Below are 15,865 nucleotides of genomic sequence, written 5' to 3'. Positions count from 1 at the left end.
CACGGACGAATCAATTGCCAAAGGATTTGAAGAGGAAATTTTATCCTGTATCTCCTCTTTTATTTAATATAATTTTATATTATTTATTATATATTTATGTTAGATCCATATCGAAATGTTCATATAATAAATCATATGGTGCTATATATCAGAATGACTAAAATATTGCAAAATCTATTAAAATGAATTTATACTCTGGTGAAAATATGAAATCAAAAAAGTGAGAGGTGAGATCGAAAATAGTTCGGTGCGAAATTATGTCTTTATAATTGAGAATTGTTCTTCTCCCCGAAGAGACCGAATAAGTAGATCTATCTGTGAATTGATACGATCCTCCTGAATGGATTGTGAAAACACATAAATTAATTCTTCAATTACCTCTTCCTGAAGGATACATCGATCTTTTGTTCGTTCATATCCATTCTTATCTAACCTGCCGGATCTCAGAAAAGCGATAACCTGAGCGTCTATCATATCCGGTTTCCAGCAATTCATAAGATCCTGAACAAGTGCCTGGTTACCTCTGTTTAAATACCCATGGCCAGGATCCAAATGTCCGCCGATGACAGCTCTTGTACATGCTGATGAGAGCATTCCATATCCAAAAGAGAAAATGGCGTTTACCGGATCAAGGTAGGGACGACTGGTCCTTCTTTTAAAAAGGTACGTCGGACTGATGAGTCGACCAAGGATTTCATAGTACATATCCCGGACCAGTTGTTCGATTCTCCGCAGTTCTTCAATAAGAACCATGTTTTCCAGTTCCTTTGCATACCCTGTAAGGATGTCAAGTTCTCCGGAAAAAAGAATCTCCTGCCCAATCTCTTCTGCATATTTCTCTATTGCAAGAATCCTGGACTTTATCGATTCAGTTGCACAGGCAAGGGCATATGAATACGGGGCTACATTCTTTTGAAGATGCTGAATCTCCTTAAAAAGAGAATAATCATAGGGTGATATATATCCGACCGGCTCACCATCAGACTCACAAAATGAGATAAAAACTCCTTCTTTTACCAGGGATGTTATCGTTGATGTCTGGATGGTATGACCACCGATGAGAAGAAAATGAGAGAGGTCTTTAATTGGTATCTCAGTAATTTTTCCCTTATGCTGAATAGTAATTTCAGTCCGGTTTGATTTGATGTGGGCTCCAAATCCTCCCACTATTCTCCATGGTATCGTCATTAATCATCTCAAAAAACTGCCAAAGTATGATTCAGATACATTCGATCCAGTACCCGTCAGAATCCCTGATATATGAGGAAGTGGTATGTTCGGATAGTTTTTCTGGATCCATCCTGATATCTATTGCATCTGTGGATTTCTCCCCGACTCCCTGGCATCCGGTAATCGCGAAATGGTCAAGTCCGTATCCTCCTGCTTCTATAGGATTTCCATCGGGTTTTGTCTGACCATACAGGATTAAACAACCTTTTCCGTCTGTACTTTTCAACCTGATGAACCGTTTCCCCAGGCCTTTTCCCGTGAAGTCTGATTCAACCTTCATCCCAAATTTATCACAATAGAATTGTTTACTTTTATCCGGATAGGTCACATGCAGAGTGATGGTATTCAGGCCGGTAATGAAGGAGGGCGGTGCATCATCACTCGCATTTGGGATCAATTCAATGATCCTGCCATCAGGGTCACGGACATAGAGGGAGTGATTGGGACAATCCTGCGAGAAGATTGTTCCATCAAGACCCGGATCTCCCCAGGAAAAATCTGCTTCAGCCTGATGAAGGTCCCATCCAAGGATCTCTGAATCAACCGCCGATGACAGAAAACATGAAAAACCGAATATGGTATGTCCATCAACCGATCTGGTTGCGTTCGTTTCCGGATAACGTTCCTGAATGAGCAGAATATCATATAATCTCCCATTGGATGATAACAGGGCCACATCGGTATACTGATCACGAAGAGCCCGTGATGATATGCTGCCGATAATTCCTTTTAAAAGACCCTTCGCCCCGGCGACTTTTCCTAAAATCCTCCCGCCTGTAGAGAGCATCCCAAGATGGACCGGGCCATAGGCCTGCATATGCAGGATATCCTGATAAAAACGGATACTTCGCTCCAGGTTAGTTACCTGTAGTGCAATGTGATCAAGGGTAATGGTAGTATCATTCATATATTCAGAAATCTTCTTATGAGGTCTGTCACAGAAAAATTAAAGTTGCCTTTTTAGATTGGCCTATGCAAATCGTTCAGCACTTTTTTCCAGGGCAGCTATGGCGGGTAGTTTCTTGCCGGTTAAAAATTCTATGCATGCACCGCCACCGGTTGAGATGTGGGTGAACTTTGTATCATATCCCATCTTTTCAATGACTGCGGCTGTATGCCCGCCTCCGACGACGGAAAACTCAGCCTCTGCTGCAGCTTTGATGATCTCATATGTTCCGAATGAGTACTCAGACTCTTCAAACAGACCGGCCGGACCATTTAATACAACGGTGCGGGATTTTTTAATAACGTCAAGGCAGGGTATGAGTCCTTCAGATCCAAGGTCAAGGATTGGACAGTCTGATGGGATATCACGGACATGCATCTCGACCCGGACCCCATCCTTTTTAATGGCGACATGTTCCGGAACGACGATCTTCTCACTGAATCTGGATAAAATATCTTTTGCAACTTCGATCTGTCCTGTGTACCCGAGTTGTTCAATCAGGTCCATTGATGGTTTTCCGATGCTGTACCCTTTGGCGGCAAGAAAAATGTTAGCAACCACACCAACCGCAAGGACGTTGTCAGCAATGCTGTTTGTGAGAACATGTTTAGCAACATCGATTGAATCATCAACCTTTGTCCCGCCAAGGATAAACGTCACCGGACGGGGAGCTCCACTGAACACCCGTGAGAGGTTTTCAACTTCCCGTTCCATCAGGAGTCCGGCAATTGCGGGGAGAACTTCTGGAAGGCCGACTATGGTTGGCTGGGATCGGTGTGCAGTCCCAAATGCATCATTGATGAAGATATCACCCATTCGTGCAAGGTTTTTCACAAGAACCGTCTTTGCTGACTCCTCACCGGATAGTTTCAGGTTCTCTTCAGCATTGAACCGGACATTTTCCAGCATGATAACATCGCCAACTTTTGCATTGCGGACAGCATCCCGGGCACATGTTCCAAAGATATCATCAACAAATCTGACCTCTTTTCCAAGAAGTTCTGAAAGCCGGTGAGCATGGGAGACAAGAGAAGTAAAATCCTTTTTTCCCGGTCTGCTCTGATGAGTGATGATGACGGTTTTTGCCTTGTCCAATGCCTTTATCGTATACAGAATTTCACGAAAGCGCTTATCATCAAGGATTATCCCGGCCTGGGGATCGATTGGTGAATTAAAATCAACCCTGAGCAGAACAGTCTTTCCTGAAACATCAACGTCAGATAATCCTTTAATTTTTGAATATGTGCCCATAGACTTCCCCGGTTATTATACGTATCGGAAAAATCACAGCTCTATTCAAGCTGGAAGTACATTAATTCCTGTCATTATCTGATTTAATCAGATCGATTGTATACTCATATTTCCTTTCTGTCGTGTGATGAATATTTATTTACATCAAACCGGGTACAATTATGAACGAATGTCTGACCTGAAACTACCCATCGGTATCCAGTCTTTTGTTGAAATCAGGACCGGCGGGTATGTGTATGTTGATAAAACCTTTTTTATATCTTCTCTTGTCAGATCTGGTAAATATTATTTCCTTTCCCGTCCCCGGCGGTTTGGAAAAAGCCTTCTGATAGATACACTTCATTGCGCTTTTTCCGGAGAACGGGGTTTGTTCTCGGGATTATACCTGGATACCCCGGATGCTGCCTGGGAATGGAACAGAAAAAACCCGGTCCTGAAGATCGACTGGTCATTATCTTCTCCCCGAACTGGAGATGAGTTAAAAACCCGGATCCATGAGATTCTCTCTGCCTGGGCAAGGGAATGGGATTTTGAGCCTTTTGAAACTACGATTGGTGGCCGATTCTCTGCGATCATCCGAAAAATTCACGAAAAAACCGGAGAACAGGTAGTAATCCTGGTGGATGAGTATGACAAACCGATTCTCGATGTTCTTGACGATCCATCCCGGGCGGCTGAGATGCGTGACGTCCTTCGTGATTTTTACGCGGTAATCAAACCTCTGGATTCTCATATTCGATTTGTCTTTCTCACCGGAGTATCGAAATTTGTTAAAACCGGGATTTTTTCCGGACTGAATAACCTGAAAGACATCACGCTTGACCGAAGGTATTCTTCAGTCTGTGGGTATACTGAAGAAAATATCAGGGATGATTTTCCGTCCTGGTTTGCAGTGAGCGATTCAAAACTCGTCCGCGAATGGTATAATGGGTATTCCTGGACCGGTGAGTCTGTATATAATCCCTTTGATATTCTGCTCTATTTTGATTCAGGTCTTTTCAGACCTTATTGGTTTGAAACCGGAACACCATCATTTTTTTTAAAACTCTGGCAATCACAGCCAAGACTCCCGGCAGAATATGAAGGGCTCATTGCCGGGGATGATCTGCTTAGCTCTTTTGATCCTGACCAGATCCGGCTTGAAACTCTACTCTTTCAGGCAGGGTATCTTACGATCAAATCCTGGACCAGTAATCCGGAGGAAGGAACATGGTATACCCTTGGCTTCCCGAACCGGGAAGTGAAAGAATCATTTCATAAGAGCATTCTCAATCTTCTCAGAAAGGATGCTACACCCCTGTCCTTTCCTGATATCCGAAACCTTCTTGGTTCCGGAAATGTTGATGGGTTTCATCGCCAATTGAAATCTTTTCTGGCTTCGATTCCTCATGACTGGTTTAGAAAAAATCCGCTTGCGCAATTTGAGGGGTACTGGGTAAGTCTGGTTTATTCATACCTTGCAAGTCTTGGATATGAGATAATTCCGGAAGATACTACAAACAAGGGTCGCATTGATCTGACGGTAAAAACTGCATCATATACCTGGATCTTTGAATTTAAGGTGAAAGGGATCGACAAAACCGGAGACTTAAGTCCCCTCAAGCAAATACAGAATCGGGGATATTCAGAGAAATACCGTTCTGATAAAAGACAATTAATAGAAATTGGGATTGTTTTTGATCCTGAAACACGAAATATTGATGAGTACTCGTTTCACATACCAAAAATTTCAACCTGATACCGGTCTTTCGATCTTATTTTTGTGAATATCTTATCATCCTATGGTTTATTTCAAGGGTCTGAAACAATAAAATTGATTACATCAGCTCTACAGGTACCTACAGATCTGATTACCTGAATTATTCTGGATTTAATTCTCAATCTTTGTCTTTACCGCGAAACAAAGTCATGGGTTGATCACCTCATTGAATTGGTTAGGATGTGATATATTGTAAATATGGTAATGACGAATAATATTCTATTGCTGCCACAAAAAGAATTCCTGTTTCCGAAGGGGTATGGGCTGATATACTGAGCTAAAACAACCCTGTCAAACGTTCGATGATATTCTTTTGTTCATGGTGGAGCAGGAGAAAAAACGCCGTTTTATTGATGATATGGATGGTTATAATAAATCTGAATAATCCATACAATGATTTCTTTTCACTTTTTTGAGTGATTATGTTTAAATCGAGATACGTTTGGAACATACCATCGCATATATTTCTCTTCTCTTGATTTTTCTCCAATCTATTTTCAGGCGATTTCTTGTATATCCATGATCAATACTTTACTCATGACTCTTCTGAAGATCCCGTACGGGATCAGCAACTTCAGGATAATGAGAGAGGAGGGGTATATATATGTGGATAAAACCCGTTATATCCGCGTTCTTGAAGATTATCCTGCACCGTACCAGTTCTTCCTCAGGCCCCGAAGGTTTGGAAAGAGTCTCTTTGTCTCGGTCCTCAATAACTACTACGATATAAATGAAAAAGAGAACTTTCACGCACTTTTCGAGGGGACAGATATCGGGAAGGAACCCACAGCAAAACGAAATTCATACTATGTTTTAAACTTTAATTTTTCAGCCCTGTCAACTGAAACTGAAGAGGTCCTTTACTCTGGTTTTACAGCCAGGATCCGTGATTCCCTTGAATATTTCCTGAACCGGTACGAACTCTCATTCTCTCTCTCCCCGTCCGGCTCTCCTGCGGATCTGCTTGCCGGCTTCTTCTCCCGGCTTCCCTCCAAAATGAATGGAAAGGTTTTTGTCATTATTGATGAGTATGACCACTTTGCAAATGAACTACTGAGTTTTAATCTTAATCTTTTTCAGGAGACAATCAGCAGGCAGGGTTTTATCAGGAAATGGTATGAGGCACTGAAGATTGGAACTCAGACCTTTGTAGCCAGGATCTTTGCAACCGGGGTATCACCGGTGACCCTTGATAGTCTGACTTCAGGATTTAATATTAGTACAAACCTGACCCGCAATCCTAAATTGAATGGAATGATGGGATTTACTGAGCAGGAAGTTACCCGGCTAATAGAAGCGACCGTCCCAGGGGAAGTTACTAGAGAGAACCTCCCAATCATGCGTCAATATTACAATGGTTATTTATTTAGCGAGATGGGTGAAACTCGGGTTTTTAACAGTGATATGATCCTCTATTACCTTAGTAGTATCAGAGAAAATGGGCAGCCACCTGAGCAGTTGCTGGATATGAATATCGCCAGCGATTACGGGAAGATTGGAAAGCTTCTCGAGATTAAATCCCCGATGAGTAATATTGCTGTGCTCAAGGATATCGTGTATAAAGGAGAGGTTACGGCTCAGATAACGGCCCAGTTCTCCATGGAGAAGGAGTTTACCCGTGATGATTTCATTTCTCTCCTCTTCTATCTCGGTCTGCTTACGATTAAGAAACCGATTCCGGGTGAGGTATCCCTCACGATTCCCAATTATGTCATTAAGGGCCTGTATTTTGATCTCTTTACCCGATTCATCGCCCAGGAGGGTTCCTTTGACTTAGAACCAGCCAGGATTCGTGAAGCAATACGGGAGATCGGTTACGAGGGCAGGTGTGTAAAACTCATCGGATTGATAGAAGATCTTCTTCATGCCTTTTCAAACCGTGATTTCATCGGGTTTGACGAAAAATATATCAAAATAGCATTCTTCACCTATGCAAACATGAGTAACCTCTACCTGGTAAAATCTGAATACGAGGTGAATGAGGGGTATATTGATATCGCTCTTCTGAAACGGGATCCCTGGCATCCAGATTATTATGCCATATTTGAATTGAAATATCTGAAGATGGCTGATTCATCACCGGAAAGGATTGAACAGGTGGTACAATCTGGGCAGGACCAGCTCAGTCGCTATGTCTCCTCACCCGAATTATCAGCAATTCCGAATCTGAAGCGGTGGGTACTGGTCTTTGCCGGAGATCGGTGTGTTGTTGTGGATGAGGTGTAGTGATGGTTAGTATAAAATTTAGAGATCATTTTTTGATGAACAGTGTATCATAGGAAAAAGGGATGGGCCCTTTAATTGATATCCGGTCAATTGTCAGCATATGGGTTCTTCAGGCGAAGTGGTTCAATCTTTCCGAAATCACGAACATTTCGTGTGATACGTCAGTATCTTAAAAGGACAGTTATATCGATCAAAGTAATCTTTTTCAATCTTCCATACATGTCATGAATGCCACTAAGCGCATTATTGTCAGAGAAGATGTTTGGGCTAACCTTTCAGGAATGCGAGAGCCGGGTATGACCTTCTCTGAATTGATAGAGGAGATGATCGAGCATGAAAAGAAGTGGCGGCTTGTCGAAGAAATAAATCGAATCCAGGAGAATGAAGATCTCGTGGAGATTCCCTTGTGATGTTCTCCGTGTTGTTCAGGCGTTTAGTTTTGTGATCCCAGCCTTTTTTTCTCTCCTTCAGACGATTTCTTGTATGTCCATGACCAATACTTTATTCATGACTCTTCTGAATGTTCCATCCAATAACCTTTTATTAACAATAAATATCATAGTTCGATTGCTGGATGTTCTTTGCTCAAAAAATCGAAAATTGGCAAGCAGTCTGTTTCTATCAAGGGGAATTGCATTTAAATGGCCATGAAGATTGATATTTTCGAATATGTCGATTTAATAATTGCACGTGACCGCTTGGAGGATAGTGACGATGATATTATTTCCTCTCATGAGTTAATGTTGGCTCTCGAAATTTCAGATTAACTAAGAACGTTCTGTTCTCAAATCTCAAAAAAACTTATAAGATTTCTGCAAAACGTATTTTCCATAAATTAGAATTCAAATTGGCAGGCGATCCCGATATTGGTGAGGCTCTGGCCGGGCAATTCAAAGGAATAGATAAACTTCGTATTGGTGATTGGAGAGTGATTTACTCAATACATCCGAAAGAGTATTGATTATTAAGGATCGGACCCAGGCATTCTGTTTACAAAAAAAATATTCGATTGATGCCAGACTAGTCAATGGCGAAGAATCACTTGCTATGAAAAACATAGGAAAAGTCTTCCTCTAAATTTTCCAGATTATAATGGCGAGAAATATTTCGTTTACCTAATTCCTCTTCCCATTGATATCGTTTCATTCCGGCTAGTTTAGAGGACTGTCCTGAACTTAAAATTCCTCTTGTATACAAAGCAATAGCAAGTTCCTTGAGTAATTCTTCCTGTAGAGTATCGGGTGGAAGACGGATTGTATTTGTAATATTACGGGGTATTTTTAAGCAAATATCTGACATGACAATAATTCTCCTTCATCACATAAGATGATTCCTTTATAAAAATTTGTTGATAAATATTCATCATGACGTATAAATAATACAATTTGAAATTAAGAGCTAATAAATGATGGGAAAACTCCAAATTTTAAGCTTTATCGACAAAAATTATTTTTCTTCGATATTCAACAACCATTTCCACACCGGCATAATCTGAATCACCCCTTCCGGAACCTGAACTGTTCCTTCCTGGTTCAGAGTAATCAGTATCCCCCAGTCAAGATCATATTGGTTCATCGCTTCCTGCAAACCGCTATATTCATGTTCCCTATTCAGATCAGTTAATTCATTGCAGACCTGGTACAGGGCATTTACCTGGCCATTCTGGATAGCAACAAAATCACATTCCTTTGCCAAAAAAATGATAAAAAAACATCAAAACCCCGGGGTTTTAACTTCACTAAAACCAGATTTTCGAGGAGTTTCTCATGATCACCGGGAATCCTGAAAGCCACCTGGTTTCTCATACCGGTATCGACAGCATAGATCTTTTTCCCGTTTCCATACTGTTTCTTCAGGGATGGATCATATCGGTGAACTTCAGTTATCAGATGCGTATCTGCCAGAATATGGATGTAATCCCTGACTGTCATGGGACTTTCCATTCCGGGCAATGAGGCAAGGGATCGGTAATGGACTTTTGTTCCAATGTTCGTGAGAAGAAACTCCGCCAGTCTGATAAATCCTGCAACATCTCTGATGTTCCATCGGGCGATACAGTCCCGGTACAGGATTAAATCAAAATTTGAAGATCTGCTTATAATGGAGCGTAGTTAACTCGCATGGTCGCCTTACTTTTCCATGGTTAAAATAATTTATAAGAATTGAGGTGCCGTATTTTGATTGATTGTAGGGCTATAATAATCGATGGAATAAAATGAGATTAATGATGGATTATTATAGTTTCATGCAATGATGACTTGGAATTTTGGTTTCATGGCAAAAGAGATCTGCAGTTGCGAACATTTCAAAAAAATAATGGGGTTTTATCTTTCACATGTAATAAAATATAATCTGCTTATAAATTAAAAAATAAATGAGATATCAGGATAATAATCTGAACGCATATAAATAAAGTTAAGTAGTAGATCTGGCATTAAATCTCTCCTTCTTCCTCTCTCCTCTCCTGAAGTTTCTGTAATAATCCCTTCCCGTCATCGATCCCGGAGAGGTCAGAGAGAAGGACCAGGGGCCTGATATGAATACCATCTGCATCATCCGTTGGATAATCGTTTAACCTCCTTTGAGACTCTATTTTTTTCGGAATGCTGCAGGTATGACGATCTGTCCTTTTTCTGATATTTTTACAAGTGTCATACTTTTCCTGATGTATCTCCCTGATTGCTGATAATCATTGCCTCCTGATACAACAATACATACAGTGGGAATGGTGAAAAAAGGATAATGGATACAGAAAACAAATCCGAAAATCTGCCTGATTATGAAAAAAGCCTATCCCAAGGAATAAACGAAGAGCGAAAAAAACGTAAATAAAAAAATTATGCGGTAGATCTGGCCTTGATCTTTTTGAGCCTGAATAACTCTTCACGCTCCATCTCATCAAGCCGCATCTTGATAAAGTCACGTGCATCGGAAAGTTCAGGAATAACCTTGAACTCCAGAGCATTGACCCGACGCTTGGTGGATTCAATCTCATCAAGCAGACGTTTCATCGTAGTCTCTATCTCTGCACTTTTAATGATCGCTTCAACCAGGTCTTCAAAGGCAGCTGCTGTGTCATCGATGACCGGGGTGGTACCAATTACCCCATATCCACGGTCTGCAATACCTTTTCTGACCTTGGTTGATTCAATCTCCGGAACCACGACTCCCATGATGTTTTTACTCTTGAGGGTGATATCCGGGTTTTCCCGGACAGAAAATGCGGCAGCTTTCACACCGATTGAACCTTCAATGGTGTTTGCGATAGCCATCATCTCCTGTGCACGGGCATATTTCTCAAGCAGAGCACCTCTGGAGTCCTTTGCCTCCTCAAGCACTTTGAAGAACTCCATAATGAGTCCATCGCGCTTCATTTTGAGGATCTTGTAGCCGTTCTGGGAGAGCTTGATCTTCTTTTTGATATTGATAAGCTCAGACCGTGTCGGCTTGACATCTTTCAGTGCCATGGAGGCTCACTCTGCCTTCTTGCGGTATTTTGGATGATACTTCTGAATAAGTTCACGGTCAATACGCACAAGTTGTTCTTCAGGAATGTCTTTGAGCAGATCCCATCCAAGGTCAAGTGACTCCTCGATAGTCCGGTCTTCATCCTTGCCCTGACGGACAAATCGGTTCTCAAACATCTCTGCAAACTCAAGGAATCCCCGGTCACGCTCTGAAAGTGCATCCTTACCGACGATTGCCACCAGTCCACGAAGATCGACACCTTCTGCATAACCTGCATAGAGCTGGTCAGAGACCTTCTTGTGGTCTTCACGGGTGAAACCCTTTCCGATACCAAGGTTCATCAGACGTGAAAGTGACGGCAGAACATTGATCGGTGGGTAGATACCCTTTCGGTGAAGATCACGGTTTACCACGATCTGGCCCTCGGTAATGTACCCGGACAGGTCAGGGATCGGGTGGGTGATGTCGTCACCAGGCATGGTCAGGATGGACAGCTGGGTAACTGACCCTTTTTTGCCCTTGATAATACCTGCACGTTCGTACAGGGATGCAAGGTCGGTGTACATGTACCCCGGATATCCACGACGACCTGGCACTTCTTCACGGGCTGCACCGATCTGACGGAGTGCTTCACAGTAGTTGGTCATATCGGTCAGGATAACCAGCACATGGTAATCAAGCTCGAATGCCAGATATTCTGCAGTGGTCAGGGCAAGCCGTGGGGTAATGATACGCTCGACTGCCGGATCATCTGCAAGGTTTAAGAACACCACTGCATGCTCAAGTGCTCCGGTTCTCTCGAACTCGGCCATGAACTGGTTTTCTTCTTCCTTGGTAATACCCATTGCAGCAAACACGACTGCGAACTGTTCGTCAGATCCCGGAACTTTTGCCTGACGGGCGATCTGCAGTGCAATCTCGTTGTGTGGCAGACCAGATCCAGAGAAGATTGGCAGTTTCTGTCCACGAACAAGGGTGTTTGTCAGATCGATGGTGGAGATACCGGTCTGGATAAACTGGCGTGGAGACCCACGTGCCCAGGGGTTGATAGCAGCACCGGTGATCTCAAGACGTTTCTCTGGAACGATGTCAGGGCCGCCGTCTTTTGGCTTTCCTGCACCGGAGAGGATACGTCCGAGCATGTCCTTTCCGACCGGCATCTTGATGGTCTCTCCGGTAAACCGGACACCAGTATCCTTTCCGATACCGGTAGTGGTCTCAAACACCTGAACGACGACAATATCATCAGAGGTATCAAGGACCTGACCACGCTTTTCTGATCCATCTGCAAGGACGAGATTAACGAGTTCCTGGTATCCCACAGGTTCAGTCTTCTCGACAAAGACCAAAGGACCTGCAACCTGTGTGATAGTTCTGTACTCCTTCATCTAAGCCGCCTCCCGGAGTTTGGTAAACTCTGATTCCATTGTCTTGACAATCCGTTCGATTTCAGGTTTGTATTCCTTGACATACTTGATCTGTGGAAGGTCGTTCTTTGCCTTCAGACCGGTGATCTGAGAGGTGATGACTCCTGCCTTCAGAGCTGCATATGCCTGGTCAGAATAGAATCTGATTGCCTTGAGGATGTCAAACTGCTTGGTCATGTCACAATAGGTATCGACCGGGTCGAATGCGTTCTGCTGCAGGAAGATCTCACGAAGCATACGGGCTACTTCGATGGTGACCTGTTCCTCATCCGGCAGTGCATCTGAACCAACGAGCTGCACAATTTCCTGCAGTTCGGCTTCTTTCTGGAGGACTTCCATTGCCCAGGTACGAAGCGGGTTCCACTCAGGTGAGACATTCTCATCATAGTACTGGCTTAAGGTGTCCAGGTACAGTGAGTAGGAGTTCAGCCAGTTGATAGCCGGGAAGTGACGCCGCTGTGAGAGCTTTGCATCCAGAGCCCAGAAACACTTGACGATACGCAGGGTATTCTGGGTAACCGGCTCGGAGAAGTCTCCACCAGGTGGTGAAACCGCACCTATAACGGTGACTGATCCAAAGTCCTTGTTCAGGGTGTTGACACGACCTGCACGCTCGTAAAATTCAGACAGACGGGCTGCAAGGTATGCCGGATATCCTTCCTCACCAGGCATCTCTTCAAGACGGGATGAGATTTCACGCATGGCTTCTGCCCACCGGGAGGTGGAATCTGCCATCAGGGAAACGTCGTACCCCATGTCACGGAAGTATTCTGCGATGGTAATACCGGTGTACACAGATGCTTCACGGGCAGCTACCGGCATGTTTGAGGTGTTGGCGATAAGAACCGTACGTTCCATGAGCGGACGTCCGGTCTTCGGGTCTTCGAGTTCGGGGAATTCGGTCAGAACTTCAGTCATCTCGTTTCCACGTTCTCCACACCCGATATACACGACGATCTCTGCATCAGACCACTTTGCAAGGGCCTGCTGGGTAACCGTCTTTCCGGATCCGAATGGACCAGGAATTGCTGCTGTTCCACCTTTTGCAACCGGGAAAAGACCGTCAAGAATACGCTGACCGGTGATGAGCGGAATGTCCGGGTTAAGTTTTTCCGTAACCGGACGTGGTATACGGACCGGCCACTTGTGCATCATGGCGATCTCTGCCCCGTTGTCAAGGGTACAGACGATCTCATCGATGGTAAAGGAACCGCTCTTAATGTCCTTGATCTTTCCTGCATCGCAGTATGGAGGGATCATTATCTTATGGACGATGTTAGTCTCCTGAACCTCTCCGATGATAGTTCCGGGAGTAACCATGTCGCCTGCTTTCTTGACCGGCTTAAACTCCCACTTCTTGTCATGGGAGAGACCGGGAGCAGTAACTCCACGCTCGATGAAATTTCCCATCTTCTCAACCAGCACTTCGAGCGGACGCTGAATACCGTCATAAATACTGGTCAGAAGTCCTGGTCCCAGCTCAACGGAGAGCGAGAGACCGGTGTTCTCTACCGGTTCACCCGGTTTGATGCCTGAGGTATCCTCATAGACCTGGATGATGATATCCTCACCCTTGATCTTGATGACCTCACCCATCAGCTGCTCATCCCCGACCTTCACCACATCATACATGTGTGCGTCGAGATTGACTGCAGTGACGACAGGTCCTGCAATTCTCTTTAAAACCCCTTTGGTTCGTTTTACTTCCACAGATCAACACCCACTGATCGTTTAATTCTCTCACGCATCGACAAACCGCCTTCCTCCTCACCAAGTGTGATAACCGTCGGGTGAACTGAGTTTTCGAGGGTAGTGCGGAGTCGTACTGGAATCTTTGCCATATCCTTGCTGTTGAGAACAAGGATTCCGATCTTACCATCATCGAGAACCTTGTGAACATACTCAACAACCTTTTCATCGGATTCTGCCGCGTATGTTTTTGTTATTCCGGCAAGTCTGAACCCGAGGATGAATTCACTATTTCCGATTACCGCGATCTCCATCTTATATCACCAGATATTTTGCAATGGTATCACCGGCAAGGCGGGATTCTTTTCCACGGGCGATGGCTCTCAGGTTGAAGACCTCGTATTTCTTCTTTTCAAGATAGACGAGGATTGGATGAATTGAGAACGGATTAATCTTGGAGAGCTGTTCCATATGGTCAAGCTGTGTTTTGGTAAGTTCAGCATCGACCTCCTGTTCTGACTTTTCAGTTCTCAGATCTTCCAAGGCAACCTGAATTGCCTTTGCCTTTATCCGTGCGAGCAGGGCATCAATGACCTCGTTCCTGCTGGTCATCTGGTTCATCTGCTGCAGCTCTTCAGGGGTGAATGTGGCTCCGGGGATGAAAAATTCACGTGCATCTTCTTCATATCCGTCGCCCCTCATCCGAAAGAGCGTCTTGATGTTCTTCACATCAATCTCCAGCTGAACAAATTTCAGGAACTGGTTACCGCCCTTCACTCCTCTCCGGGCAATCTGGAGAAGGTCTGCATATAAGCGCTTGTAGAGCTCATTTTCAAGTCTGGCAAATGAACCAATGGCACATCCTTCAGACAGTTCTGCAGAAAGTGTCGGATACATCTTCCAGCTCTTGAGAGCGTCTGCAACCCGTTCGCAGTTTTCTTCTGCCAAAACCCGGTCAAGGATAGTCCGGTCAAGACTTCCGGCAGGAATGAGTACTTCTTTAATCTTCCCTTCCTTCATGCCCTGCATCTTCCCACGCAGAATGGTCAGGATATTATAGATATCCCACCGGCGAAGGTATGCCATGGTAAATTCCTTGAGAGATCCGGGGGCAAGTTCAATAACCCGCTGATATTCTTTGGCAAGATTCCAGGAAAGAGCGACCTCAATCAGATCGATACCTTCAAAAGAAGTTCCGAGCTCATCGACCTCTTTCTGGTACTCTGTCTCTCCAATCAGACGAATAATCTCCGGAAGACTCATGTTGAGCATCCGCTGATATTCTTCAGGGGGGAGCAGTTTGGCCTTCCTGACCCGTAACCGTGTACTGACATAGATATACGGAGCCGGGCCGCCACTGTTCTGAACCATTTCTTATACCCCTCTGAGTCACGCGAAGAGAGAGTCTGATGCGTCCTTTAATCCTGATTCCCAAACCTGGTTCAGGAATGTACGATAACTGTAATCGACCTGCAGTTGTCCGTCATCGCTTTCAACGATGATGCCCCCGTCGGTATCGATGACAGAACCGAATGTGTATGCAGAGAATTCGGACTCTTTCAGGACATTCTTGAGGATCTTTTCATCACGTGCTGCGCAGCTGACCTTACCCTTTGGGATCTCTTCCTTTGCTTTCCGAAGCAGGGAAGTGATCGCCTCTTCATGGAAGGATTCAGGCATTGAGACGATTTTATCAAGCGCCTGCTTATATACCTGATCCATTAAATCCTTCTGGGCGTTCAGAACCTGACGCTTTACGATCAAATGTGCTGCTGCCTCCTCCTGGGAGATGATATGGGAGAGGTTCTTCTCCACTTCATCCCTGACAGTAAGCTGTATCTTCTCAACTTCCTGCCTGGCAGCATTCAT

At 44.1% G+C, this 15,865-nt stretch carries 14 protein-coding genes; 3 read left to right on the top strand and 11 right to left on the bottom strand.

Annotated features, from left to right (window positions below):
- Positions 1–255: 255 nt before the first annotated feature.
- From cas1 to pgk, 3 genes are all read right to left on the bottom strand, one after another.
- Positions 256–1,188, bottom strand: coding sequence for a CRISPR-associated endonuclease Cas1 (gene cas1 / locus LDL35_RS07890; RefSeq protein ID WP_304021339.1), 933 nt, complete (start codon positions 1,186–1,188; stop codon positions 256–258).
- A 31-nt stretch (positions 1,189–1,219) separates the two neighbouring features.
- Complete coding sequence (locus tag LDL35_RS07885; RefSeq protein WP_304021336.1) at positions 1,220–2,137, bottom strand: VOC family protein; 918 nt, start codon at positions 2,135–2,137, stop codon at positions 1,220–1,222.
- Between the two features lie 63 nt (positions 2,138–2,200).
- A complete protein-coding gene (pgk, locus tag LDL35_RS07880; protein ID WP_304021333.1) occupies positions 2,201–3,427 on the bottom strand; it encodes a phosphoglycerate kinase in 1,227 nt (408 codons plus the stop codon).
- A 169-nt stretch (positions 3,428–3,596) separates the two neighbouring features.
- Between pgk and LDL35_RS07875 the strand changes: the two genes are divergently transcribed.
- The 3 genes from LDL35_RS07875 to LDL35_RS07865 all read left to right on the top strand — a co-directional run bounded on the left by LDL35_RS07875 (position 3,597) and on the right by LDL35_RS07865 (position 7,822).
- A complete protein-coding gene (locus tag LDL35_RS07875; protein ID WP_304021330.1) occupies positions 3,597–5,165 on the top strand; it encodes an ATP-binding protein in 1,569 nt (522 codons plus the stop codon).
- Between the two features lie 558 nt (positions 5,166–5,723).
- Positions 5,724–7,412 carry an ATP-binding protein gene (locus LDL35_RS07870; protein WP_304021327.1) on the top strand — a complete coding sequence of 563 codons (1,689 nt, stop codon included), beginning with the start codon at positions 5,724–5,726 and terminating at the stop codon, positions 7,410–7,412.
- Between the two features lie 224 nt (positions 7,413–7,636).
- Positions 7,637–7,822, top strand: coding sequence for an antitoxin VapB family protein (locus LDL35_RS07865; protein WP_304021324.1), 186 nt, complete (start codon positions 7,637–7,639; stop codon positions 7,820–7,822).
- Positions 7,823–8,450: 628 nt separating this feature from the next.
- Here LDL35_RS07865 and LDL35_RS07860 read toward each other — a convergent pair.
- From LDL35_RS07860 to LDL35_RS07825, 8 genes are all read right to left on the bottom strand, one after another.
- A complete protein-coding gene (locus tag LDL35_RS07860) occupies positions 8,451–8,711 on the bottom strand; it encodes a UPF0175 family protein (RefSeq protein WP_304021317.1) in 261 nt (86 codons plus the stop codon).
- Between the two features lie 147 nt (positions 8,712–8,858).
- On the bottom strand, positions 8,859–9,107 hold the full coding sequence (locus LDL35_RS07855; protein WP_304021315.1) for a hypothetical protein: 249 nt from the start codon (positions 9,105–9,107) through the stop codon (positions 8,859–8,861).
- A 1,142-nt stretch (positions 9,108–10,249) separates the two neighbouring features.
- Positions 10,250–10,879 (bottom strand): V-type ATP synthase subunit D, encoded by a 630-nt coding sequence (locus LDL35_RS07850; RefSeq protein WP_011448210.1) that lies wholly within the window; start codon positions 10,877–10,879, stop codon positions 10,250–10,252.
- 6 nt (positions 10,880–10,885) lie between these two features.
- Entirely contained in the window at positions 10,886–12,268 is a 1,383-nt protein-coding gene (locus LDL35_RS07845; RefSeq protein WP_304021311.1) for a V-type ATP synthase subunit B, read from the bottom strand.
- Positions 12,269–14,017, bottom strand: a complete 1,749-nt coding sequence (locus LDL35_RS07840) for an ATP synthase subunit A (protein ID WP_304021308.1) — start codon at positions 14,015–14,017, stop codon at positions 12,269–12,271.
- A complete protein-coding gene (locus tag LDL35_RS07835; RefSeq protein ID WP_304021305.1) occupies positions 14,008–14,310 on the bottom strand; it encodes a V-type ATP synthase subunit F in 303 nt (100 codons plus the stop codon). Before LDL35_RS07835 ends, LDL35_RS07840 begins: the two co-directional genes overlap by 10 nt.
- Position 14,311: 1 nt before the next feature.
- Positions 14,312–15,367: a V-type ATP synthase subunit C gene (locus tag LDL35_RS07830; protein WP_304021302.1), complete on the bottom strand. Its 1,056-nt coding sequence runs from the start codon at positions 15,365–15,367 to the stop codon at positions 14,312–14,314.
- Positions 15,368–15,385: 18 nt separating this feature from the next.
- The coding region (locus LDL35_RS07825; protein ID WP_304021299.1) for a V-type ATP synthase subunit E family protein at positions 15,386–15,865 on the bottom strand (480 nt) is incomplete at its 5' end.

The organism is Methanospirillum hungatei, from assembly GCF_020216685.1.
GTDB lineage: Archaea > Halobacteriota > Methanomicrobia > Methanomicrobiales > Methanospirillaceae > Methanospirillum > Methanospirillum hungatei_B.
The sequence above is the reverse complement of the archived record's forward strand: the minus strand, read 5'-3'. Positions and strand labels throughout refer to the sequence as shown.